Below are 22,470 nucleotides of genomic sequence, written 5' to 3' on the forward strand. Positions count from 1 at the left end.
TCACCCTAACGACATTCCCAAATGGGATGGAACAGAGGGGAGCGGATCCGCCTCCCCTCGCAGTAGCCTCAACCCTAGGATATCGCCCTCACGAGCCAGTGGGCCATCTTTCGCAAAACTGGCAAGAGGAAGTTTGCGGGCTAGGGATTGGGGGGTGCGTTGCCCCTCTGCCGGGAGAAGGCGGCTGGTGGCAATTGTCTTGCGGGGTTGGCAACCGTTCAAGGTTAAGACAAGGCCATGGATCCCACCTGAGCGCAACAGTAGAGTGGGAGCAAGGGCGCTGAAAGGGGATGGAGAAAACCTATCTGCTGGGGCTGGGCTGGATCCTAGGCCTGTTGCTGCGGGCCTGGCCAGCGGTAGGGGGCTGGGGGTGGGGGATCCCGCTGGCGTTGGGATTGGCGGGATCCCTGCTGTGGCGGCGGCAACGGCGTTTGGCCCGCACCTGGCTGGCGATGGGGCTGGTGGGGTGTCTAGCCTGGACCTACCTGGGCTGGCGACAGCCGGTTCCCGGCCCAACGGATATCAGCCTGCTGGCCCCACAGCCGCAGATGAGTCTGGTGGGCACCGTTCTTTCAGAACCCCGTCCCACCCGCAGCGAGCGGCGGCAGTTTTGGCTTGAGGTGGAGCAGGTGTTGGAGCCCAACTCCACCGTTCGCCAGGTGAGCGGCAAGCTCTACGTCACTGCCAGCCCTGAAGCTCTCCCAAGCCAGGCTCTCCATCCCAGCCAGCGGGTGCGCCTGACGGGATCTCTCTACCTCCCCAGTCCAGCCCTAAACCCAGGCAGCTTTGATTTTCAGGCCTATCTGCAGCGCCAGGGAGCTTTTGCGGGGTTCAGCGCTCGCGAGGTGATTCCCCAACCGGGCGGGAGGGGCTGGGGAGGTTGGGTGTTGCGGCGGCGGGTGCGGGAGGCGTTCATTGCCGGGCTGGGGGAGCGGCAGGGGAACCTCTTGGCTTCCTTGGTGCTGGGATCCCGCGCTGCGCAATTGGATTTTGATTTGCAGGATGCCTTTCGGGAAGTCGGTCTGGCCCACGTCCTGGCGGCCTCTGGGTTTCACGTGTCCCTGGTGGTGGGGGTGGTGTTTGTCCTAACGCGGCGGCTGCCGGTGCGCCTGCAGCAAGGGATCCTCCTGGCGGTCTTGGGGCTTTACCTCACCTTGACGGGGTTTACGCCTTCGGTGTTGCGGGCGGCAGTGATGGGGGTGGCGGCCATGCTGGTGCTGACGGAGCCCAGACTGGAAGGAAAAGTTAGGCTTGACCCCCTGGGGACGCTGCTGGTGGCGGCAGTTTTGCTCTTGATCTACCAGCCCCTGTGGATTACGGACTTGGGGTTTCAGCTTAGCTTTGCTGCCACCCTGGGACTGCTGGTGGGGACGGCGCCGATCGTGTCCCGGCTGGACTTCTTGCCGCCGGCGGTGGCTACCGCTCTGGCCGTTCCGCTGGCCGCCCAGATCTGGATCCTGCCGCTACAGGTGGTTATCTTTGGCCGCATCCCCACCTACTCGCTGCTGGCCAACCCGCTGCTATTGCTTCTAGTGGTGCCGCTGCTGGTGGCAGGGTTTGGGGCGGCCCTGGTGGCCTTAATCTGGCCGGGGCTGGGATCCCTGCTGGCCCGGCCCTTGACGTTTTTGCTCACCCCCTTGATTAACTGGGTGAGCTGGATGGCCAGCTGGCCCCTAAGCTCCTACTACACCGGCAGGGTCTCGTTGCTGCAGTGCCTGCTCCTCTACGGGGCGCTAGTGGCCCTGACCTTTTGGCCCCGCTGGCGGCGGGCTTTCCGCTGGCAGGGCACTGCTCTGGTTATGGCCGCCATCCTGCTGGGGCCAAGGCTGTGGCCGGGGCCGCCAGTTCAGATCACGGCTTTGGCCAGTGGCCGTATCCCCATCCTGGCCATCCAAGCCGAAGGACGCCACCTCTTACTGAACAGCGGCGATCCCCGCTTGGCCGAGCGTACGGTGCTCCCTTTTTTGCGGCAACAGGGCCTGCGCCGTCTGGAGGGGGCGGTGGCCATGACCTCTGCCGGCTCGGCCAATGGGGGCTGGGAGATCCTGCTTTCAGCTTTCTCCATCGGGCAGTTCTGGGACGGGGGCGGCGTCAATGCCGCCTCGGACAGCTACCTGCGCTCTCTTAGCGCCGTGCAAGCTGCCGGGATCCCCTATCAAGTCTTGCGGCCTGCGGATTGGATCCCTTTTTCGGAGCGGCTGAAGCTGCAGGCTGTCCACACCAACCCTCTGGTGTTGACCCTGGAGGCGGAGGGATCCCGTTGGCTGCTCTTGGGATCCGCCGGCACCAACGTCCAGGCCGAGCTAGCCGGATCCCCCCTGCTGCCGGCCCAGATCGACTGGCTGTGGTGGGATGGGGGATCCGTAATCTTGGACTTGCTGGAGCGCTTTCAGGTGCAGGCAGGCATCAGCTCCGGCCCTGTTGGCGAGGCAGTAGCTACTTGGTTTCGGCAAAAGCAGCGGCCCCTCTACATTGCCGAGCGCGTTGGAGCGGTAACCTGGTCGCCCCGGGGCGTGCAAACCCTGAGGGCGCAAGATCTCTAGCTCCTCCCCCCCAGTCGGGCTCTAGGGGGGAGGCGGGGGGATCCCATCCCCTAAAATGGGATTACCTCGATGGACTCTCTTTGCTGAGCTAGAGCTATGGACATCATTACCCTTGGCTGGGTTGCCGTTGCTGCTTTCTTTGCCCTTTCCATTGCCTTTGTGGTCTGGGGCCGTAACGGCATGTAGCGGATCCCGCCTGGCCCTGTTGTTGCTAAAGGACTTCCTCCTGCTCTATGGAACTTGACGTGTCCTGGGTTGTCCGCCTTGCCTACGGCAGCATCTTTTTGCTCTTGCTGGCTGTAACGCTGGGGGTTGGCTACATCACCTTTGTTGACTGGCGGGATCGGCGGCGGCGCCAGGAGGCAGAACGGCAAGCTCGTCGCTCCAAGCGGCGGTAGCTACTGGGGTTCTGGGAGATTCCAAGAAGCCTCGCGATCGGGCCTGTCGTCAACGGTTCTCAGGACAGGAGGGGCCACCCAGGGCAAGGGATCCTCAGGCTGGAGGCAAAAGAGCTCTTGCAGGAGACTCTGGTTGGCTTCCCAGAGAGCTTGCAGGTTGTAGCCGGCGTAGGTGGGCAGAAAGTCGGCCAGCTTGCGGTTGGCCTCCCCCAGCAGGATCATGCAGCCGCGGCGGTTGCCGTTTTGCAGGTGGTAGTAGGCCACGGCGGTTTGCAACAGCCCCTGGTAGAAGCGCCGCTCCGGATCTGTTGCCTCCATCCACAGCGCCTCCAGGGTGTCGTGGCAGGCGTAGAACTCCCCCCGGTTGAATTGCCCAACGGCTAGTTGCAGCGCTTCTGGGTGGCCATCGCTCATGGGTCTAGGCACAGTTGCGACTCAGGGGCGGCTGCTGCAGGGATCCCTGCGGCAACAGCAGGGTAAAGCAGGTCTTGCCGTGGCCGCTTTCTACCCAGACGCAGCCTCCCAGCCGCTGCATCCACTGCTTGACCAAAGCCAGCCCCAGGCCGGTGCCGCCCCGCTTCCAGGGATCCCCGCTGGGGATGCGGTAGAACTTCTCAAAGATGCGCTCCCACTCGCTGCGGGGGATCTCCACCCCCTCGTTGATAACCCGAATTTGCACTTGTTCAGGGCTGAGGCGGCCCGCCGTCACCGTGATGCGGTGGTGAGGCGGGGTGTACTTGCAGGCGTTGTTGACCAGCTCCTGCACCACCCGCTCCAGACCCACCTGATCCGTCACTATCTTGCCCACCTTCGGGTCAATCTGCCACCGCAACTGTTGCTGATTGGCCTGGGCCCGCTGCACAAAGGGCTGGAGCACAGTGGGCAGCCAGGCGGCCAAGGACACTTCTTCAAGATGAAGGGGTTTGGATCCCTGCTCCAGCCGCTGCAGATCCAGCAGATCGTTGACCAATTCCGCCTCGCGCTCGCACTCCTGCTCCAGGATTTGCAAGTATTGCTCCCGTTTTTGCGGGGTGCGGGCCACTTTCAGCAGTTGGATGGCCATTTTCATGTTGGTGATGGGGGTGCGCAGCTCGTGGGAGACGGTGCTCAAGAAATCATCTTTGAGGCGGTTGAGGCGTTCCAGCTCACTGATTTGCTGCACCGAGGCCTGGTAGAGGCGAGCCTGGCGGATGGCGATGGCACAGTGATCCGCCACCTGCTGCACTACCCGCACCTCCAGCTCATCAAAGCACTCGTCTGCCGGCTTCACTAGCCAGAGATCCCCCACCAACCCCTGGCCATCCCGCAGCGGACATACCAAGAGGGTTAGCCCTTCCCGCCGCGGGATCCAGCTTTGCCCCGACAAATGGCACAGTTGCGCCGCTTGCCCCCTTTGCAGTTGCCGGTAGAGATCCGGGTAGTCGGCTAGGGTTAGAGTGATCCCGCCGGCGGGCGGCAGGGCGGCGGTGTATTCGTAGCGCACCGTGGCCTGGCCGGCCTCCAGATCGTAGAGACAGAGATCGCAGCCTTGGATGGGCAGCCCTAGGGCCAACTCCCGCACCACTGCCCGCAGGATCTGGGCTTCGTCCAGGGTGGTGCGCACCTGGTCGGTAACCCGCTGCAGGAGGGCGTCCATTGCTAGAGAGCGCTGCAGGGCCGCGGTCCGCTCCTGCACCTCCTGCTCCAGACGGGCGTTGAGATCTTGCAACTGGCGGTAGAGCTGGTTTTGCGTGATCGAGAGGGCCAGGTGTACAGCAGCGCGGCTGACGAGCTCCAGGTCAGAGGCCGACCACGCCTTGGGCTCGTCAATTTTCAGCTCCCGCCAGGCGGCAAAAGAGATCAAGGGCAGTTGTTGACGGGGATCCTCCCCACCTTCCCCTTGGGCGGGCCAGCGGTAGCCGGCCCAGTGGGTCTCTTGGCAGATGGCGCCACGAAACACGCTCAGCCAGCCCAGCACCTGCTCCTTCCAAAGCAGCGGTACCGCCAGCAGCCCGCGGATGGGCGTCTGCTGCACCTGTAACTGCAGTTCTGGCCACTTCTCCAGTTGCGAAAGCGACCAGGTTCTCACCCCGTTCCCTGCCAACTTGCCTCGTCCCACCTGCTCCTGCAGCCAGGCGTCGTACCCTGCCGGCGGCTGGCTCCCATAGCCGTGGAGAGTCTCCAAGCCCAGGAACTGGAGGCGCAGCCGTGCCCCGATCCCTTGGAGCTGGGCGGTAAGCTGCTCCAGGACGGTGCTCAGGGTGGTTTCGGGGTGAAGCGGCGAGTACACCAGCGCCGCAATTTGGTTAATCAAGCGTTCCTGCTGCGCCTTCTGCCGCGCCTGCTCCAGCAACTCCGCCTGGGCAATGGCAATCGACACCTGATCCGCCACCAACTGCACCACCTGCAGCTCCTCAGCAGAGTAGGAGCGCGGCTCGGCGTGGTGGGAGACCAAGAGCCCCCACAATTGCTGGTGATGCAGGAGGGGCACCACCAGGGAAGAGGCCACCCCCATACACTTGAGGTAATGGGCATGGCAGGGATCCACCGGCCGCTGCGGCACCTCTCCCAGAGGCAAAGGCTGGGCCTGGGCAAAGCGGCCCAGAGGCTCCGGCTGGCTGAGGGAGCGGGTTTGGCCCTCCACATCCACAATGACCCGCACCTGGGCCAGGCGAAACAGCTGCCGCGCTTGCTCAGGAATATCCCCTGCCGGAAAAGACAAACCCAGGAGAGAGGGCAGCCGCCCCGGCTGGCGCGCTTCCGCCACCACCGTTCCATGACCTTCCGGGTCGAAGCGGTACACCTTGACCCGATCCGTGCCCAAAAAGGCCCGCACCTCCTCTACCGTTGCCCTCAGGATCTGATCCAGCTCCAAAGATTGCCGGATCTGGTGGGTAATGCGGTTGATGAGGACATCCCGGCTGGTGCAGGCTGCAGGGGCCAAGTTTTCCGTAGCCATCTCTCCATGAGGGAGCAAAAGTATTGGAAGCTACACTCCCTCTTTCACGATAGCGCCCCCTGCCGGGAAGTTGCAGAGCCGCAGGGGAAAAGCTTAAGGAATTCAAAAGTTCTCCACTCTCCTTCACAAAGGGGGCTGGGGCAGGCGGAAGAGGCGGGCGGCATTTTGGCTGGTCTGTTGGGCCAGGTCTTCCAAGGAGATCTGCAACAGCTCCGCCAGAGTTTGGGCTACCCGCTGCACGTAGGCCGGCTCGTTGCGCTTGCCGCGGAAGGGGGTGGGGGCCAAAAAAGGGCAATCGGTTTCCACCAAAAGCTGGGACAAGGGCACCTCCAAGGCCGACCGGCGCACGGTCTCGGCGTTCTTGAAGGTCACGATGCCGCTAAAGCTGATGAAGCAGCCCAGCTCTACAAAGAGCCGCGTCTCCTCCGGGGATCCACTCCAGCAGTGCATCACCACCCGCAGCGGCCCCCCAGTGGCCAGGGCCTCCTTGAGGAGTTCGTAGGTGGCTGCTGCCGCCTCGCGGCAATGGACGATGAGGGCCAAATCCTGCTCCTGGGCAATGGCAATGTGGGCGCGGAAGGAGGCTTGTTGCCGCTCGATATCCGCCGGGTCGGACTTGTAAAAATCTAAGCCCGTCTCCCCGATGGCCACCACCCGCGTGTCGCTGGCGGCCAACTGGGCGATCTTTTCGGCCAGATCCGGCTGCCACTGGCGCGCCTCCAAAGGGTGCAGCCCCACCGACAAAAAGACTTCGGGGTACTGGTTGGCAATGGCCTGCAGCTGGGGAAACTCTGCTGGCGTTACACAGGAGTGCACCAGGTGCCGGATCCCGGCCTGGCGCCAGCGCTCGGCCACCTGGGGCAGATCTTCTGCAAAGTCGGGATAGTTCAAGTGGACGTGGGTGTCCACTAGGGGAGCAGCGGACAAGACGGTGGGGCTCAAGGCTTAGCTCCTGGACAAAGTGCTACGGACTTCATCCAAATTGTAAAGGCTGTTCCCGGCCTACTTGGGATCCTCAAGTTACTGGCGCGATCCCCTGGTGAGGTTTTCTGGGGAGGGGGATGAGCCATGATGATTAAGGAAACTTTACGCTGGAGGTTTGCTATGGCCCGTACTCCCTCGACCATGCTACCTTTGGGCACCCCGGCCCCAGACTTCAGCCTGCCGGATGTGGTAACTGGACAAACCATTTCCCTCTCCACCTTTGCCGACAAGCCCGCTTTGCTAGTGATGTTCATCTGCCAGCACTGCCCCTATGTGAAGCATGTGCAAGAAGAGCTGGCCCGTATTGGCAGAGATTACAAGGACCGCGGCGTCGGCATTGTAGCCATTAGCGCCAACGACGTGGAGAATTACCCTGAGGACAGCCCCGAGAACTTGAAGAAAATGGCCGAGACCTTGGGCTTTACCTTCCCCTTCTGCTACGACGAAACCCAAGAGGTGGCCAAGGCCTTCAGGGCTGCTTGCACCCCTGACTTTTTCTTGTTCGATGCAGAGCGCAAGCTGGTGTACCGGGGCCAACTGGATGACAGCCGTCCCAGCCTGACGGATGTGCCGGTCACCGGCAAAGATCTGCGGGCAGCCCTGGATAACCTGCTAGCAGGCAAGCCCATCGATCCCAACCAAAAGCCCAGCCTCGGCTGCAACATCAAGTGGAAGCCCGGCAACGAGCCTGACTACTTCAAGCAAGCCTAAGCCTCCCGCAGGGCGGATCCCGAGCTTCCCGGAGAGCTGCTGCCGAGGTCACCCCATCTTCGCCCTGGCGCATGGGCTCGCAGGCAACCCCCCGCAAGGGGGGTTGCTCGTCCTTGTTTCCGCCAGATCGCGTACAAAAAACATAGAAATCGCTTACGTGATATCCCGGAGCACTTGCTAAAGTCGTTATAGGTAGAAGTACGGAGAAAACAGCATGCAGGCCCCTCTCGACTTAACCCTAGATTACCGGACTTACCGCTTGGCAATGGTGCTGAGCGAGAACCTCTCCCTGGGGAAACTGCGGAGGGTTTCTCTAAAGTGGCAGGACACGGCTCCTGCTGCAGCTAAGGCTCAAGCGTCCCTGAAGTAAGGAAAGCCCAAACGGAGACAGCCATGAATACCCCCAGTATCCAGGAAGTAGTTGCGCAAGTGTTTCAGAGTAGCTTCCTCAGCCTAGAGCAAGAGAGCCTCATCAACGAACTGCTTTTGCAGGGACGTTACTCGGAGGCCGACCTAGAAATTCTGGATCAGTTGACCCTGGCGCTGCTTAGCCAAAAGGTTGCAGTGGAAAAGCCAATCTCGGCTTCTGCGGCCTAGCCACTCAAAATCTGGCCCTGGTGGTAGGTTAACCCTTGCTAGAGTAGAGAGAGTATTTCCTGGGACAGCTTTCTCGGCCCATTGGGAAGATGACCGTCGGGGAGCATCTCCCAGGCCATCCCATGCAATCTTCCTGGAGTTCTTCCCAAGGGCAATCCCGCTGGTCTCTCCAACCCATCCCTTTGCGGGTGGCGCTGCTGTTGCCGCTGCTGTTGGCAGTGGCTGGGGGGGCAGGCGGGGTGGGCTATCTCTCCTGGCGGGCTGGGCGGCAGATGGCGCTGCAATTGGCCGAGCACCTGAAGAGGGAGGTTCACCATCGCACTGAAGAGCACCTCAGGCGCTATCTCCAAGCTCCCCTTCAGATCAATGCCCTCAATCAAGGGGCAGTGCAGTGGGAGCTACTGCCCAAGTTGGCCGCACTTCAGCCGCAAGATCTGGAGAGGCTTGAGGCCTATTTTGCCCGCCAGTTGCAGCAGTTTCCCGAGCTGAGCTACATCGGCTTTGTCTCAGCGGAGGGGGGGTTTGTAACCGCCCGCCGCCACGCCGATGGGTCGATTTGGACTTACCACACGCCGGGCCTGAAGCCGGGATCCGTCCAGGGCCGCCAGCGGGATCCGGAAAGCGGGGCTCCCACCGGCTTGACGCGGCAGTTGGGCTGGGTGGATTTGCGGCGGCTGTCTTGGTTTCCCGGGATCCTGCAACAGGAAGAGGCCCGCCGTACCTGGGTGGTGAGCAACTTTTTTGTCGAGTTTCCCAATCAGAGGCCGGAGCGGCTGATCCTGACAGCGCTGCCCTTGGCCGAGGCGGAGGGGCGGGTTTACGGCAGCTGGGTGGCTGCTCTCTCGGCTCAGCAACTGCAGGCTTTTCTGGAGGATCTGCAGGCCAGCTTGGCGTATCCAGGGGTGAGCTGGTTGCTGGATGAAGAGGGCCAGGTGGTGGCCGGCACGGAGGAGCTCTCTCCCCAGCCGCTGCTGCTGGCTGTGCAAGAGCAGGTGGGATCCTGGGCAACGGCGGCCTCTGAAGGTTTGCTGCGCCTTAGGGTGGACGGGATCCCTTACTGGGTGCAGGTGACGGCCATTCAGGATCAATGGGGGCCGGGCTTTTACTTCGTCTACGGGATCCCGGAGGGCGCCCTTTTAGCCCCTGTCTATGCCAGTGCTCGGCAGGCGGCCCTGTTGGGGGGTGGGCTGCTGCTGGGCTTTTTGGCCGCCGGGATCCTCCTCAGCGAAGCCCTCTCTCGTCCGCTGCGCCGCCTTACCCAAATAGCGGAGCAATTTGTGCACACTGGGATCCCGGCCTGGCCCCCTGTGGATCCCGGCCCTATCCAAGAAGTGCAGATCCTGGCCAAAGCTTGGCAGCAGGCGACCACCAACCAACAAGCTTTGCTGGATCGCCTCTGGCAACAGCAGCAGCAGTACCGCGCTGTGGTGGAGCAGCAGACGGAGCTGATCTGCCGCTCTTTGCCCGATAGCAGCCGCATCACCTATGTCAACCCTGCCTACCTGCGCTTTTTTGGCCGTTCCGCAGAAGAAGCGATAGGTAGCCGTTGGGTGGACTCTCTACCGCCGCAAGAACGGGAGGCGGTGCTGCAGTCCCTTGCGGCTCTGACGCCTGAGCACCCTTACCACCGCAGCGAGCGGGAGTACCCCGGCGAAGATGGCCAATCCCGCTGGGTGAGCTGGGTGGATCAGGGCATTTTCGACAGCCAGGGCCAACTGGTGGAGATCCTGTCGGTGGGGCGGGAGATCACCGAGCAAAAGCGGGCCCAACAGCAGCTAGAAGCCCTCAACCGCGAGCTGGAAGCCCAGGTGGCGCTGCGCACTGCCAGGCTGGAGCAGGCTTTGCGCTTCGAGGCGGTGCTGCGCTCCCTCAGCGGCCAGATGGTGGCCAGCCTCAAGGAGGGGGAGATCCTGGAAGAGGTGGTCAAGAGCCTGGCCGAGGCCCTCAACCTAACCAGCTGTCATATTTTCTTGACCGGCGCCGATGGATCCTCCTGGATCCCGGCTTGCTCGTTTCCGGAGAAGGCGGATCCCGCCTACCTCAACGACCCCGAGCTGAGGCACCTGCTGCACTCCTATGCTTTTCTCGAGCAGCCCTGGGAAGTCCACTGCTGTTGTCAAAAGGAGCGAGGCGGGCACTGGGTACAGCTTTTGGCTTGCTCCCTTCGGGACAAGCAAGAGCGGCTGGGGCTGTTGCTGTTGGAGCGGCAGCAGGAGTTTTCCGAAGCCGAAAGGCAACTGGCCTATCAGGTGGCCAACCTGTCTGCTCTGGCTCTGCGGCAGGCCCGTCTGTATGAGGCGGCCCAGGCCCAGGTAAAGGAATTGGAGCGGCTCAACCTGCTCAAGGACGATTTCTTGAGCACCGTCTCCCACGAGCTGCGCACCCCCATGACCAATGTGCGCATGGCCCTGCAAATGTTGCAAATAGCCCGCGATAACCCCGAGAAGCAGCAGCAGTATTTCGCCATCGCCCTCAAGGAATGCAACCGCCAAATTGAGCTCATCAACGACCTGCTGGACATGCAGCGGCTGGCAGCCGAGAAGTATCTGCTCCAACCCGAAGAGATCTTCCTGCCGCGCTATTTGCGGGATCTGGTGGCGGCAGTTCAGCCCCTGGCCCAGGCCAAAAACCAAAGTTTGCAACTGCATCTAGAAGAGGGGATCCCACCCCTTGAGGCGGATCCCACGGCTCTGGGCCGCATCTTGCGCGAGCTGCTGCACAACGCCGTCAAATACACCGCCCCCGCGGGATCCATCCACCTGCAGGGGGCCCGGGAAGGAGAAGGGATCCTCTTTGTCTGCAGCAACAGCAACGAGATCCCGGAGTCGGAGCTGCCCCGCATCTTTGAGAAGTTCTACCGCATCCCGCAGTCAGATCGCTGGAAGCACGGCGGCACCGGCCTGGGGCTGGCCTTGGTGAAGCAACTGGTGGAGCACATGGGGGGCCAGATCTCCGTCAGCAGCTCGGAAGGATGGACGCATTTTCGCGTTTGGCTGCCTTCTGCCCCGCCGGTGGCAACTGCAAAAAAACTGGGGACTTGAGCGTCTAGGGACGGCCAAGGGCTGGCCCAGGGGAAGGCAAGGGCGCGGGGGAAGCGGTCAGAAAGGATCCCCGTAGTTGACCACAGGCCGCGTTGCTATCCAGGCCGCGGGTTTGGCGCACGCTGGCCCGCACGTGGTGCTCTTCAAGCAGCCGGACGAACTCCGCCACTCGCGCTGGGTGGGGGCGCTGATAGTTGGCCTCGGCAATGGGGTTGTACGGGATCAGGTTGACGTGCAGGCGGGCCCCCGCCTGGCTGGCCTGCTGTAGCAGACGCGCCAGTTGGCGGGCATGGAGGGGCAGATCGTTCACCCCCGCTAGCAGTGTATATTCAAAGCTGACCCGCCGCCCGGTGCGCAGCATGTAGTCGCAGCAATCCCGGATCAGGGCCTCTAAGGGGTAGTGGGCTGCGGAAGGGATCAACTGCTGCCGCAGCTCCTGGTTGGGGGCATGCAGGCTGACGGCCAAGGTAATCTGCAGATTCTGCTCTGCCAGCCAGGGAATTTGCCGGGGCACGCCCACGGTGGAAAGGGTAATGTGCCGCTGGCCAATGCCGATATCTTGGTGGAGGCGGCGGATGGCCTGCACCACGGTGTCGCGGTTGAGCAGGGGCTCCCCCATACCCATGAAGACCACGTGGCTGACGCGGCGGCCAAAGTCCTCCTGCACCGTTAACACCTGATCCAGAATTTCGTGCAACTTGAGGTTGCGCCGGTAGCCCATCTTGCCAGTGGCGCAGAAGTCGCAGGCCATGGGGCAGCCCACCTGGGAGGAAACGCAGACAGTTAGCCGCTTGGCGGTTGGGATCCCCACCGTCTCAATCAACTCCCCATCCGCTAGCTGCAGCAGCAACTTAACGGTGCCGTCGCGGGATTCTATCCGCTGCACAACCTGGGAGCGCCCCACAGGATAATCCTGCAGCGCCTCGCGCCAGGCTTTGGGAAAGACCGTCACTTCCTGCAGGGAGCGGATCCCTTTTTGGTAGAGCCAAGTGTGCAGTTGTTGGCCGCGGTAGGCCGGCTGCCCCTGCTCAACTGCCCACTCTTTCAAGGCAGCCAAAGATTGCCCCAGCAGAGGAAGAGGTGCCGCAGACATAGGCCAAGTGGCAACAGATTGCATTCTTCTACTCTAGCTCGCGGCCCTCAAGGCTTGCTTTGGCAGCTAGGACGAGCATCTTGGATAATAGGTTTGCCCTTGGTTAGGATTTTGCCCGCGCTATGTCGGTTTCGCCGCAACTGGCCCAACTGGCCACCTGGATGGCCGGACATTTCAACAATCTGCACCAGGCGCTGGCCGAGCCGGTTTGGTTTGCCAACATTCACGTCTACCAGTGCCCCCTGCCGTGGTCGGTGTTTCAGGGGATAGGGTTTTACGTGGAGCAACTGTACGATATCTACCCCGACCAGCCCTACCGGCAGCGGGTCATCCATCTCTTCGAGACCCCCGAGGGGATCCGCATCCAAAACTACGCCCTGACCTCTCCAGAGGCCTACAAATGTGCCGGTCGGAACTTAGAGCAATTGGCCCGCCTGAGGGCGGCAGAGCTGGAACTCTTGCCCGGCTGTGTAATCCAGGTGGAGTGGACGGGATCCTGCTACCGGGGCCGCAGCGTGCCCGGCAAAGGCTGTATCGTCGAGCGCAAGGGCAGAACCACCTACCTCTATAGCGAGTTCGAGATTGGGGCCGACTACTTCCACAGCCTGGATCAGGGCCGCGACCCGGAAACGGACCAAGTGGTCTGGGGATCCCTTTCCGGGCCCTTTCGGTTTGTTAAGAAACAGGATTTTTCCTGCTACTTGCCCCGCTGGAGCTAAGCTAGCCCCCCGTCCAAACCCAGAAGGCAAGGATCCCATCCCAGAGCAAGAGCAGCAGGGCGCAGCCGCCCAGTAGCGCGTACATCCAGGGCTGGACATAGGGGCGCAGCCCATCTATCGCAAGGCCAGTGTGGTGACGCACCAGCGCCACCAGTTCCCGGAAGCGGGCTACCCGCATGGGCAAAAGGACGCGATCCCCCCTTCGGCTGACCAGGTAGTACACCAGGCCCCCTTGGCTGGTGGAGCGGGGTTCAAGGCGCTCGACATCGGCCCAGCGGATTTGCCACTCCTGGCGCAGCCAAGGCGGAACCCAGGCGGGGTAGGTGGATTGCATGCCCACCTCGTCCACCTGAACCTGCTGGCTTAGGGATCCCACGAGCAGCCCCCATCCCACCAGCAGTGCCGCCAGCAGGGATCCCAGCGCTAGGGGCGTTCCTTGGCGGGCTAGCAACAGCGGTAGGGGCAGGACCAGCGCCCAGTACAGCGCCTGGACTGAGAAGCGGATCAAGGGCGAGATGGGGAAGATCATCCCTCAAGACGCAGGGGTTGAGACAATCCCAGCCTAGCGCTAAAAAGGCTGCCCTTCCTCTTCGGGGGGCAGAGGGGCCTGGCCTGTCAACAAGCCGTCGGTTTCACCCAAGTCTGGAGCCCCCTCCAGGGCAGACAGGTCCGCTGCTGTCTCTGGGGGCGCGGCCAGGATCCCTTGCAAATCCACCAGACTGCCGCTGAAATGGTCAGCAAAGCGGCGGGCCACCTCCGCCAGCTCATGGGCCAGGTCGTAGGAGGGTGGCCTTGCGGTTTGCACCACTGGGGCAGTAGATTGCCGGGCCCTCAGCTCCGCCTGTCTTGGAAGAGAGAGCTCGGGGGAAGGAGGGCTGCTCTCCAACCTTGAGTCACGGGCCGCAGCTGGGCCAGCATGCCCCTCCCGTAGGCGAGGCGGTGGCTGTACCACCAGCTTCAGCCGCACCGGGCGCTGCAGCAGGTTGTAAAGAGCAGAGTGGACCTCGGCTTCTTTGCTGCGCACCTTCTCCACCAGGCCCTTATTGGGAAAAGCAAGGGTAATTTCTAAGGTCTCCGTCCCCTCGAGCCAAACAAGAGCCTCCTGCTGCAAATGGCCGGATGCCAATAGCCCTCGCGTGATGGGGCGGAGGTTTTCAAGAAACTGCTCCCAGTGGGGCCGCAACACCTGGGCAGGCGCCGGATCCTTTGCCTTTTCCGGAGGGAGCGGCTCTTGTGGGCTGGGTCCTTGCGGCAGGGGCGTCAAGTCCCCTGCTGGGCTAGGGGAAGGGGTGAAGGACTCTGGGGTGGCTGTTGCCGTAGCCCTCTGCTTTTGTTCTGCTGGGGTGCGGGGGGAGGCATCGACAGTTTTCTCAGCAGAAGGTAAGCCCGCAGAGGCAAGGGGGATCGCGGCGCTGGCTGCAGCCCCTGGGCGCAGCTGGCCCAGCAGATCCAGCAGAGCAATTTCCAGCCACAGCTGGGGTTGCCCGCTCTGGCGAATTTGCGGCTCGCACTGGCGCAGATGGCTCTGGATTGCCAGCAGCATCTCTACGGAGTAGCGAGGGGCCCGCTGTTGCAGGGCCGCCCAGGTGGGATCCGTTACCGCCGCCCAATGCCGTTGCTGGGGGGCCGTCTTGGCCAGGAGCAGATCCCGGTAAAAAGCCGCCAGGTTCTGCAGCACCACCAGCGGCTCTTTGCCCCGCTCCAACAATTGCCGCGTTTGAGCCAGCACCCCCTCTACATCCTGGGCCAGCAGGGCATCCGTCAACTCCAAAAGCTGCTGTTCCGGGATCCCGCCCACCAGATCCCAGACAACTTCTGGGGTGATGGATCCCTCTAGCAAGCTAAGCTGATCCAGCAGGCGCTCGGCGTCCCGCAGCCCGCCCTGGGCAATTTGGGCTACTAGCTGCAGGGCTTCTGCTGTGATGGGGATCCCTTCCTGGGCGGCGATCTTGCCCAGGTGGGCCACCATGTCGTCGAGGGGGATGCGGCGGAAGTCAAAGCGCTGGCAGCGGGAAACGATGGTGGGCAGAACCCGCTGCGGGTCGGTGGTGGCGAGGACAAACACCACGCGGGGGGGCGGCTCTTCCAGGGTCTTCAGCAAAGCGTTGAAGGCCGCGTTGCTGAGCATGTGACATTCGTCAATGATGTAGACCTTGTAGCGGCTACTCACCGGCGCAAACTGGGCCCGCTCGATTAGCTCGCGGATGTTGTCCACGCCGGTGTGGCTGGCGGCGTCAATTTCAATCACATCCAGAGAAGAGCCGGCGGTGATGGCGCGGCACTGGCTGCACACCTGACAGGGATCCGGCGTCGGCCCCTGCTCGCAGTTTAAGGACTTGGCCAAAATGCGGGCGCTGGAGGTCTTGCCCGTGCCGCGCGGCCCGCAGAACAAATAAGCCGGCGCCACCCGGTTTTGTCGGATGGCATTGGCCAGAGTCTGCACTACTGCTCCTTGACCGACGACCTCGGCAAAGCGCTGCGGGCGGTATTTTAGGTGCAGGGGCTCATAGGCCATTTCCCAAATCTCCGAGCAAGCAGCGCCTCGACTGCGCTCCTAGGGCTGGGGCGAAACTCAAGGGCGAGGCGGAGAGGGGTCCTGGGGATCCCAGCGGCGCAGGCCAGGGAGAGAGGGGAGGGGCAGCTTCCAGCTTGGGGTATCCAACTGATCCATGCCCTGCAGCCGGTAGCTGAGCTGGTCCAGTTCCCGCTTAAGCCGGCGGTTTTCTGCCTGAAGGGCAGCAATGCGCTCGCGGATGGGCTGTAGGCGGGCCTGCAGCCTGCTGCGGTAGAGCTGCGGCAGCTCCTGGAGCAGATGCTCCAACACCTGCTTTTCTTGGTAGAGCTGCTCAATTTCTGCCTCGTAGCTGCGCAGTTGCCGCTGCTGCTTTTCTTGGCGCAACTCCAAAAGATCAATTTGGCTCTGCAGGAGGCGGTTGCGCTCTTGCAAAGCCTGGATCTCCTGCTCCCGCGCCGCCAGGGCTTGCGCCCACCAGGACTCCGGCCTGCTGCTGCCAAGCGTTTCACCGCCGCAAAGCGCTTCTTGCATTGCGTTTGCCTCAACTCACCCAAGCGCAAGGGATCTCCATCCGCTACTCTATCCAGCCTGCTGCGGCGAGGCCAAGGGTTTCTGCCCCACTGCCGCCAGGGCTTGTTGCACTTGCGCTTCCAGCTCCGCCAGGGATCCGGAATTGTCCAGCACCACCTGGGCACGACGGGCCTTTTCCTCTAGGGGCCACTGGCTGGCCAGGCGAGCTTCAATTTCTGCTGGCGTCAGCAGGGGATCCCGCTGGGCCAGGCGCTGCCGCTGCTGCTCAGGGGTACAGGTTACCACCCAGATCTCGCTGACCCAGTTTTCCATGTGGGCCTCAAACAGCAGCGGGATCATCAGGCAAACGGTGGGAGAGCCGTCCTTTTGAGGATTTGCAGGCGGCGCAGAAGCTCCGTGGGACTCGAGAAACTCCCGCAGCCGCGCTTTGACAAAGGGGTGGATCTGGGCCTCCAACCAGGCCCGCTCGGAAGCATCGGCGAACACAATTTGCCCCAACCGCCGGCGATCCAGCTCTCCAGAGGGATCTAGAATGGCCGGGCCGTAGCGCTGCAGCACCCGCTTGCGGAGGGGAGATCCCACCGCAAGGGCCTGGCGGGCCATCTGGTCTGCATCGGCCACTGGGATCCCGTGCCGTTCCAAAATGCGGGCCACCGTGGATTTGCCAGTGGCTATGCCGCCCGTCAGGCCGATGATTCTCATGGTGGCTGAAGATCCCCCTCAAGGTGCAGCCATTTGGGCAGAGGGTGGGGAAAGGCAAGGTTCTGGCAAGAGGCTGTACTCAAAGCCTTCCACCAAGGCCCGGCAGGAGGCTTCGATGATGTTGGTGGAAACTCCCACCGTGGTCCAGCGGCGGTGGCCATCGCTAAACTCCACCAGCACCCGCGTTTTGGCTGAAGTGCCGGCCTGGCCATCCAGAATCCGCACCTTGTAGTCGGTCAGGTGAATGACCTCTAGTTGCGGGTAAAACTCCAGCAAGGCCTTACGCAGCGCCCCATCCAAAGCGGCCACTGGCCCATTCCCTTCCGCTGCCGTCACCCGCGTCTGCCCCCGCACGGCAATCTTCACCGCTGCTAAGGACTGCACCTCCGCTGCCTCACCACTGGGATCCCAGTTCCTGCTGCTCCAGTCGGAGCGGGTGGTGGCGCTGACATGGAAGCTGAGCACCTCAAAGGGCTGGGAGCGCTGCCCCAACAGGCTGCGCACCAGTAGCTCAAAGCTGGCCTCGGCCGCCTCAAACTGGTAGCCCTGCAGCTCCAGGGTTTTCAGCCGCTCTAGGATCAAGCGCGCCTGCGGATCCGACTTGTCCAGCCGGATCCCGAAGCCGGCCACCTTGCTGAGGATATTGCTGAGCCCCGCCTGTTCCGAAACCACGATGCGCCGGCAGTTGCCCACCTGCTCCGGGGCAATGTGCTCGTAGGTGAGGGGGTTTTTCTGGACAGCGCTAACGTGGATCCCGCCCTTGTGGGCAAAGGCCGACCGGCCCACAAAGGGGGCATGGTCATCGGGGGCCAGGTTGACCACCTCGCTAATGGCCCGGGAGATTTCTGTGAGGAGTTGCAGCTTGCCCTCAGGGAGACAGCGGTAGCCCAGCTTCAGTTGCAGGTTGGGGATGACGCTGCACAGGTCGGCATTGCCACAGCGCTCCCCATAGCCATTGATGGTGCCCTGCACCATGCGCGCTCCCGCCTGGACCGCCGCCAGGGCATTGGCCACAGCAGTGCCGGAGTCGTTGTGGGTGTGGATCCCGATGGGCAAATGCCCCAAGTGATGGGATTCTGCCAAAACGGCTGCAGTGATGGCGGCAATCTCGTGGGGCAGGGAGCCGCCGTTGGTATCGCAGAGAACCAGCCACTCCGCCCCTGCCTCGGCAGCCGCTACCAGGGTTTGCAGGGCGTAGTCGGGGTTGTGGCGGTAGGCATCAAACCAGTGCTCAGCATCGTAGATCACTCGGCGCCCCTGAGAGCACAAATAGGTGATGGTGTCGCGGATCATGGCCAGGTTTTCAGCCAAGGTGGTGCCCAGCCCTTCAGTAACATGCAGATCCCAGGACTTGCCGAACACCGTCACGTAGCGGGTGCCCGCTGCCAAGATGGCTTGCAGCAGGGGATCCTCAGCCGCCCGCCGCCCTGGTTTGCGGGTGGAGCAAAAGGCCACCAGCTCCGCCTGCTCCAGCGGCTCTTCCCGCATCTGCCAGAAAAACTGCACATCCTTGGGATTGGCCCCCGGCCAGCCGCCTTCGATGAAAGGGATCCCCAGGCGATCCAGCAGCTTGGCAATTTGCACCTTATCTTGCACCGACAGGGACAACCCCTCCCGCTGCGCCCCATCCCGCAGCGTCGTGTCGTAGAGGGTGATGGCAACTGGAGAATTGGCCTCAGTCTTCATACCGCATCAGCTTTTTGTAAAAGGCGGTGGTGAAATTGGGCGGCTGGCCCCGCTGCATTGCCGCTACCACATCGATGAGGTAGTCCACAAACTCATAGTTGGCTAGGGAGAGCTGATAGGTCAGATCTGGGTCTTGGTCGAAGATAACCTGCACCACCGTTAGGTCGGAGGGCAGAGGCAACACGGGCCAACTGGCCAAGAAAGGGACGGGCTTGTCTCCTTCAATGGGCCGCTGTCCCTCTAGGCTGCCCTTCTTGTAAAGGCCCACGGCTAGAGCCAGGTACTGCCGGCGGGCAAGGGCGTAGTAGGGCTGATAGAGGGCCACCTCTGGCGGGCTGGCCGGTTCAACCTGAAAAGTCATGGCAGGTCAGAAGGAGAGGCAGGGATCTCCCTGCCATCCAGCCTACCGCGTCGGTGGCCCACTGGCCTAGAGAGGGGCCTTGAAAGCCTTGGATAGTCAGGAAGCTCCAGGAAACAATAGACTAAGGAAACACCCCCTGCTTTCTGCTCTGGCCCAAACCTTACTGCCTGCCTAGCCTCATGCACGCACCTGTTGGCCCTGCCACCCTAGATCCCGCTTTGCGGCACAAGTTTCGGCAGCTTGTCCAAATCTTCGCCGACATGAAGCGGGTTGTAGTGGCCTACTCGGGAGGGATCGATAGCAGCCTGGTGGCCAAACTGGCCTGGGATCAGTTGGGGGAGCAGGCTCTGGCTGTCACCGCCGCTTCCCCGGCGCTTTTGCCCGAAGACCTGGAGGAGGCCAGCCGGCAAGCCCAATACATTGGCATTCGCCATCAGATCGTTGAGACGCAGGAGTTGCAGGATCCCCGCTATGCTGCCAACCCCCCGAACCGCTGCTACTTCTGCAAAAGTTACCTGTACACCACGCTGCTCCAGCTGGCTAAAACCCAGGGGTACGACTACGTGGCCGATGGCCTCAATGCCGACGATTTGGCGGACTACCGGCCAGGGGTGCAAGCCGCCCGGGAGCGTGGCGTGCGCTCCCCTTTGGCAGAGGTGGGGATGAGCAAACTGGAGGTGCGGCAGTTGTCTCGCCACTTGGGTCTGCCCTGGTGGGATAAGCCGGCCCAACCCTGCCTCAGTTCCCGCTTTCCCTATGGCGAGGTCATCACTGCCGAGAAACTGCGGCGGGTGGGATTGGCTGAGCGCTATCTGCGCAGCTTGGGCTGGCCTCAGGTGCGAGTGCGCTCGGAAAAAGATACTGCCCGCATTGAACTCCCCCCCCACCAGATCCGAGAGTTTGTGCAAAAAACCGATCTAGAAGCGCTGGTCAGGGCTCTGCAATCGTTTGGCTACCTCTACGTCAGTCTCGATTTGGAGGGCTACCGCAGTGGCAAGCTCAACCGCGCCCTCAACCCTCCCCAGCCTGGGAGTTTGAGCTGAAGCATGAAGGGGTTTTGGTGGCTCTGGCTTTGCTTGGGGGTGTTTGGTCTGGCCACGGCTGCTCCTGCCTCAGCCCAGAAAGGCCAGGTGGCAGCCGCCCAGCCTGTGGAGACAAGTACCCTCGCAGCCCTTGCGGATCGCACATTGCGGCTACGCGCCAACCGGCAAACCTTTGATCAGCGGGCCCAGGTTTTCTTGGCCGAAGGAAACGTTGAGATGCGGCTGGGCCGCTCTGTACTGCGGGCAGACCGCCTGCGCCTTGAGCTGCAGCAGCGGCGGGCGGTGGCCGAGGGCAATGTCTCGGTGGAGCTGGAGCAGCAGCGCCTCCAGGGATCCCGCCTGGAATACGACTTTGAGCAAGAGCGAGGAGTTCTAGAAGAAGCCTTTGGCCAGCTGGATCTTGGCCAGCTGCCGGCTGCCGGACTCTCGCCCCAGCGTCTGGTGCGCTTTCGGGCTGCTCGCATCCGCTTTGATGCCAACAGCTGGGAAGGGGAGCGGGTGCAGTTGACCAACGATCCCCTGGAGCCGCCGGAGCTGGAGATCCGCAGCCCACGGGTGACTTCCACCTTGCAGGCCGATGGCTCCAGCCTGTTGCTTGCTGAGGTGGGGCAGGTGGTTTTCGACCAGGTCTTTTTTTTGCCCCTGCCCCTGCGGCTGCGTTTTGACTCCTTGAAGCGCCAACCGCCCCTTAGCCTTTTCTACGATGACTTCGACCGAAAAGAGCTGCGGCGCGGTCTAATCCTGCAAGCCAACATTGAGCTGCTGCAGGATCCCCATCTCAGTTTGGTGTTCTCCCCGCAACTGTATCCCCAGCGCCTCTGGGGGAGCCTCCAAGGGATCCGCGACGGAGTTGGGCTGCGAGCGGAGTTGCGCTGGCAGCAGCCCCCTGCCCAAACCTCCCTGTTTGCCGAGCTGCGGGGGGTTGTCTTTGAGGAGTTTGCCCAGCGCCTGCGAGCCCAGCTCGAACATCGCGTTACCACCGGCAACGGCGGCCAGGTGACCTACACCTACGCCTACCGGGAGCGCTTCTTTAGCGGGCGCCTGGGGTTCCAGATCGTGGAGAATCGCTTTGGCGCTAGCTACAGTTCGCCCACCCTTCGCCTTGGCAACACCGGCTTGGATTTCCGCTACCGCCTAGCTGCCGATTACCTCGACGCCCTCGGACAGCTCGGCACCATCGACCCTGATCCCCAGCGGGCTTTGGCCAATACCAAGGAGCGCATCCAGCTTGCCCGTCTGCAGCTGGGGGCAACCCTAACTCGTTCTTTTCCCCTCTGGCGGCCCCCCAAGAGTGCAGCCGAGCCGCCGCCCCGCTTTTCCGCTTTGCCCGTGGAACAGGGGATCTGGCTCAACACTGGCCTCAGCAGCAGCCAGTCCTTCTACTCCAATGGCCGCACCCAAAGCTACACCGCCGGCAGCATTGGCCTGGAGGCGGTGATTGGGGCTTTTGTAGCAGATGCCTTTGACTACACCAACTTGAGGGTAACCTACTCCAATGGCTTTCTGGCCGGGGCCTCGCCGTTTTTGTTTGACCGCATCACCACCCGGGAGCAGCTGGTCTTGGGCTTTCTGCAGCAGCTGTATGGCCCGCTGCGAGTGGGGGCAGAGACGGCGCTGGATCTGCAGTCAGGCCAGCAAGTGGATATTACCTACCGCCTCAGCTATGACCGCCGCACCTATGGCCTTAGCTTGCAATACAATCCGCTGCGGCAGTCAGGAGCGCTAGAGCTACGGGTGGAAGGCCTGAACTGGGATCCCAGCGGCGACCCTCTGGAGCCTCGAGGAGCTTTGCTCCCAGAGTCTTGAGCAAGGAAAAAATGTAATTCTGGCTACTGCTATCTGGAGATTTTCTATAGCAACTGCGCCCCTCTGGGAAGGGATCCCTGGCTCAATCCAGCCTGTTCCCAAAAGGCATTTTAGAAATCGGAACCGTAAGAACAGAAGTCTTTTGGGACTTAGTTTTTGTTAATTGGGATCGCCGTATCGCAGGCTACTGCAATGATCCCCAGACGGTGCTAGCGTAGATGACAAGCTGAGCAAGGCAGGCTGGTGAGCTATTATGCAAACTCTCGATGCCATCCCCGCGAAAAAACAAGCAGAGCGAATAACCTGTAGCTATATCAATGCAACCAGCTCAATTCAGGTGGCTCGCATTACCAACATTGAAAACTGGTACTTTGAGCGGGTAGTTTTTCCTGGGCAGCGGCTGCTGTTTGAGGCGCTGCCAGGAGCCAAGCTGGAGATCCACACAGGCATGATGGCCAGCTCCATCCTGACAGACATCATCCCCTGCGAAAAGCTGCGTGTGAGAGAAACGGAGCCGGTGACGGTGGTTGGTTAAGCCTCCAGGCCACAGAGCAGAACTTAGGTCTTGTGGCTTTGCCGCCTCTCCTCTTTCCTGGCCGGGCGAGGGGAGGGCTTGGGTGGCAGGGGGATCTCGAGAAAACGGGCGCTCAGCCTCACGGGGCTGGTCTCGCGCTGGGGCGGCGGCCACGGGATCCCGAGCCAGCGAGCCGTGAGCTCCAGCAGGCTGGGGGGCGGCGCTGGCGTAGGAGGGGGCGGTGGTGGTGGGGTAGGGTAGAGATCCAGGCGTGGCGGACGGGGGGTG

Annotated in this window: 20 protein-coding genes and 1 pseudogene; 10 read left to right on the forward strand and 11 right to left on the reverse strand. The window is 62.3% G+C overall.

The window, feature by feature from the left end; translation table 11 throughout:
• The first annotated feature begins 290 nt into the window (after positions 1–290).
• The 3 genes from NW822_RS04925 (at position 291) to NW822_RS04935 (ending at position 2,941) form a co-directional block, all read left to right on the forward strand.
• Positions 291–2,543 carry a ComEC/Rec2 family competence protein gene (locus NW822_RS04925; protein ID WP_414403707.1) on the forward strand — a complete coding sequence of 751 codons (2,253 nt, stop codon included), beginning with the start codon at positions 291–293 and terminating at the stop codon, positions 2,541–2,543.
• Between the two features lie 96 nt (positions 2,544–2,639).
• Positions 2,640–2,729, forward strand: a complete 90-nt coding sequence (locus NW822_RS04930; RefSeq protein WP_414361698.1) for a cytochrome b6-f complex subunit PetN — start codon at positions 2,640–2,642, stop codon at positions 2,727–2,729.
• A gap of 47 nt (positions 2,730–2,776) precedes the next feature.
• Complete coding sequence (locus NW822_RS04935; protein ID WP_414403708.1) at positions 2,777–2,941, forward strand: hypothetical protein; 165 nt, start codon at positions 2,777–2,779, stop codon at positions 2,939–2,941.
• Here NW822_RS04935 and NW822_RS04940 read toward each other — a convergent pair whose 3' ends face one another.
• The 3 genes from NW822_RS04940 to NW822_RS04950 form a co-directional block, all read right to left on the reverse strand.
• A complete protein-coding gene (locus NW822_RS04940; RefSeq protein ID WP_414403709.1) occupies positions 2,942–3,355 on the reverse strand; it encodes a DUF309 domain-containing protein in 414 nt (137 codons plus the stop codon).
• Between the two features lie 4 nt (positions 3,356–3,359).
• Positions 3,360–5,879 carry a GAF domain-containing protein gene (locus NW822_RS04945; protein ID WP_414403710.1) on the reverse strand — a complete coding sequence of 840 codons (2,520 nt, stop codon included), beginning with the start codon at positions 5,877–5,879 and terminating at the stop codon, positions 3,360–3,362.
• 123 nt (positions 5,880–6,002) lie between these two features.
• Positions 6,003–6,821 carry a TatD family hydrolase gene (locus NW822_RS04950; RefSeq protein ID WP_414403711.1) on the reverse strand — a complete coding sequence of 273 codons (819 nt, stop codon included), beginning with the start codon at positions 6,819–6,821 and terminating at the stop codon, positions 6,003–6,005.
• 162 nt (positions 6,822–6,983) lie between these two features.
• Between NW822_RS04950 and NW822_RS04955 the strand changes: the two genes are divergently transcribed.
• The 3 genes from NW822_RS04955 (at position 6,984) to NW822_RS04965 (ending at position 11,212) form a co-directional block, all read left to right on the forward strand.
• Complete coding sequence (locus tag NW822_RS04955) at positions 6,984–7,574, forward strand: thioredoxin family protein (RefSeq protein WP_414361690.1); 591 nt, start codon at positions 6,984–6,986, stop codon at positions 7,572–7,574.
• Between the two features lie 393 nt (positions 7,575–7,967).
• Positions 7,968–8,171, forward strand: a complete 204-nt coding sequence (locus tag NW822_RS04960) for a hypothetical protein (protein ID WP_414403712.1) — start codon at positions 7,968–7,970, stop codon at positions 8,169–8,171.
• Positions 8,172–8,293: 122 nt separating this feature from the next.
• The gene (locus tag NW822_RS04965; RefSeq protein WP_414403713.1) at positions 8,294–11,212 is read left to right on the forward strand and encodes an ATP-binding protein; all 2,919 of its coding nucleotides are present in this window, start codon (positions 8,294–8,296) and stop codon (positions 11,210–11,212) included.
• A gap of 4 nt (positions 11,213–11,216) precedes the next feature.
• Here the strand turns inward: NW822_RS04965 and rlmN are convergent, their stop codons facing one another.
• Positions 11,217–12,305 (reverse strand): 23S rRNA (adenine(2503)-C(2))-methyltransferase RlmN, encoded by a 1,089-nt coding sequence (gene rlmN, locus NW822_RS04970; RefSeq protein ID WP_414403714.1) that lies wholly within the window; start codon positions 12,303–12,305, stop codon positions 11,217–11,219.
• A 122-nt stretch (positions 12,306–12,427) separates the two neighbouring features.
• On the opposite strand from rlmN, the gene NW822_RS04975 reads away from it, so the two are divergent.
• Positions 12,428–13,024, forward strand: coding sequence for a chromophore lyase CpcT/CpeT (locus NW822_RS04975; protein WP_414403715.1), 597 nt, complete (start codon positions 12,428–12,430; stop codon positions 13,022–13,024).
• A 1-nt stretch (position 13,025) separates the two neighbouring features.
• On the opposite strand, the gene NW822_RS04980 is transcribed toward NW822_RS04975, so the two are convergent.
• Genes NW822_RS04980 through ebsA form a run of 6 tightly spaced genes read right to left on the reverse strand, consistent with a single transcriptional unit; the run spans position 13,026 to position 18,819 of the window.
• Positions 13,026–13,553, reverse strand: a complete 528-nt coding sequence (locus NW822_RS04980; RefSeq protein WP_414403716.1) for a hypothetical protein — start codon at positions 13,551–13,553, stop codon at positions 13,026–13,028.
• Between the two features lie 39 nt (positions 13,554–13,592).
• On the reverse strand, positions 13,593–15,539 hold the full coding sequence (locus NW822_RS04985) for a DNA polymerase III subunit gamma/tau (protein WP_414403717.1): 1,947 nt from the start codon (positions 15,537–15,539) through the stop codon (positions 13,593–13,595).
• 57 nt (positions 15,540–15,596) lie between these two features.
• Positions 15,597–16,070: a hypothetical protein gene (locus NW822_RS04990; RefSeq protein WP_414403718.1), complete on the reverse strand. Its 474-nt coding sequence runs from the start codon at positions 16,068–16,070 to the stop codon at positions 15,597–15,599.
• Positions 16,071–16,118: 48 nt separating this feature from the next.
• Positions 16,119–16,772 carry a dephospho-CoA kinase gene (gene coaE / locus NW822_RS04995; protein ID WP_414403719.1) on the reverse strand — a complete coding sequence of 218 codons (654 nt, stop codon included), beginning with the start codon at positions 16,770–16,772 and terminating at the stop codon, positions 16,119–16,121.
• Positions 16,773–16,790: 18 nt separating this feature from the next.
• Complete coding sequence (cimA, locus tag NW822_RS05000; RefSeq protein WP_414403720.1) at positions 16,791–18,458, reverse strand: citramalate synthase; 1,668 nt, start codon at positions 18,456–18,458, stop codon at positions 16,791–16,793.
• A complete protein-coding gene (gene ebsA, locus NW822_RS05005) occupies positions 18,448–18,819 on the reverse strand; it encodes a type IV pilus biogenesis protein EbsA (protein WP_414361670.1) in 372 nt (123 codons plus the stop codon). Before ebsA ends, cimA begins: the two co-directional genes overlap by 11 nt.
• Before the next feature lie 179 nt (positions 18,820–18,998).
• Between ebsA and larE the strand changes: the two genes are divergently transcribed.
• The 3 genes from larE to NW822_RS05020 all read left to right on the forward strand — a co-directional run bounded on the left by larE (position 18,999) and on the right by NW822_RS05020 (position 22,203).
• Positions 18,999–19,862, forward strand: coding sequence for an ATP-dependent sacrificial sulfur transferase LarE (gene larE / locus NW822_RS05010; RefSeq protein ID WP_414403721.1), 864 nt, complete (start codon positions 18,999–19,001; stop codon positions 19,860–19,862).
• A gap of 3 nt (positions 19,863–19,865) precedes the next feature.
• Positions 19,866–21,668: a DUF3769 domain-containing protein gene (locus NW822_RS05015; protein ID WP_414403722.1), complete on the forward strand. Its 1,803-nt coding sequence runs from the start codon at positions 19,866–19,868 to the stop codon at positions 21,666–21,668.
• Positions 21,669–21,921: 253 nt separating this feature from the next.
• Complete coding sequence (locus NW822_RS05020; RefSeq protein ID WP_414361666.1) at positions 21,922–22,203, forward strand: DUF1830 domain-containing protein; 282 nt, start codon at positions 21,922–21,924, stop codon at positions 22,201–22,203.
• 23 nt (positions 22,204–22,226) lie between these two features.
• Here NW822_RS05020 and NW822_RS05025 read toward each other — a convergent pair.
• A pseudogene (locus NW822_RS05025) lies at positions 22,227–22,470 on the reverse strand (hypothetical protein); the annotation flags it as partial.

Origin of the sequence: Synechococcus sp. H70.2 (genome assembly GCF_047462275.1) — a bacterium.
Lineage (GTDB): Bacteria > Cyanobacteriota > Cyanobacteriia > Thermostichales > Thermostichaceae > Thermostichus.

Coding starts and splice junctions, on each gene's coding strand:
- NW822_RS04940 (WP_414403709.1), bottom strand. CDS start 3,355: ATGAGCGATGGCCACCCAGAAGCGCTGCAACTAGCCGTTGGGCAATTC.
- larE (WP_414403721.1), top strand. CDS start 18,999: ATGCACGCACCTGTTGGCCCTGCCACCCTAGATCCCGCTTTGCGGCAC.
- NW822_RS04980 (WP_414403716.1), bottom strand. CDS start 13,553: ATGATCTTCCCCATCTCGCCCTTGATCCGCTTCTCAGTCCAGGCGCTG.
- NW822_RS04955 (WP_414361690.1), top strand. CDS start 6,984: ATGGCCCGTACTCCCTCGACCATGCTACCTTTGGGCACCCCGGCCCCA.
- NW822_RS04975 (WP_414403715.1), top strand. CDS start 12,428: ATGTCGGTTTCGCCGCAACTGGCCCAACTGGCCACCTGGATGGCCGGA.
- rlmN (WP_414403714.1), bottom strand. CDS start 12,305: ATGTCTGCGGCACCTCTTCCTCTGCTGGGGCAATCTTTGGCTGCCTTG.
- NW822_RS04960 (WP_414403712.1), top strand. CDS start 7,968: ATGAATACCCCCAGTATCCAGGAAGTAGTTGCGCAAGTGTTTCAGAGT.
- coaE (WP_414403719.1), bottom strand. CDS start 16,772: ATGAGAATCATCGGCCTGACGGGCGGCATAGCCACTGGCAAATCCACG.
- NW822_RS04945 (WP_414403710.1), bottom strand. CDS start 5,879: ATGGCTACGGAAAACTTGGCCCCTGCAGCCTGCACCAGCCGGGATGTC.
- NW822_RS05020 (WP_414361666.1), top strand. CDS start 21,922: ATGCAAACTCTCGATGCCATCCCCGCGAAAAAACAAGCAGAGCGAATA.
- NW822_RS04930 (WP_414361698.1), top strand. CDS start 2,640: ATGGACATCATTACCCTTGGCTGGGTTGCCGTTGCTGCTTTCTTTGCC.
- ebsA (WP_414361670.1), bottom strand. CDS start 18,819: ATGACTTTTCAGGTTGAACCGGCCAGCCCGCCAGAGGTGGCCCTCTAT.
- NW822_RS04965 (WP_414403713.1), top strand. CDS start 8,294: ATGCAATCTTCCTGGAGTTCTTCCCAAGGGCAATCCCGCTGGTCTCTC.
- NW822_RS04990 (WP_414403718.1), bottom strand. CDS start 16,070: ATGCAAGAAGCGCTTTGCGGCGGTGAAACGCTTGGCAGCAGCAGGCCG.
- cimA (WP_414403720.1), bottom strand. CDS start 18,458: ATGAAGACTGAGGCCAATTCTCCAGTTGCCATCACCCTCTACGACACG.
- NW822_RS04985 (WP_414403717.1), bottom strand. CDS start 15,539: ATGGCCTATGAGCCCCTGCACCTAAAATACCGCCCGCAGCGCTTTGCC.
- NW822_RS04935 (WP_414403708.1), top strand. CDS start 2,777: ATGGAACTTGACGTGTCCTGGGTTGTCCGCCTTGCCTACGGCAGCATC.
- NW822_RS04925 (WP_414403707.1), top strand. CDS start 291: ATGGAGAAAACCTATCTGCTGGGGCTGGGCTGGATCCTAGGCCTGTTG.
- NW822_RS05015 (WP_414403722.1), top strand. CDS start 19,866: ATGAAGGGGTTTTGGTGGCTCTGGCTTTGCTTGGGGGTGTTTGGTCTG.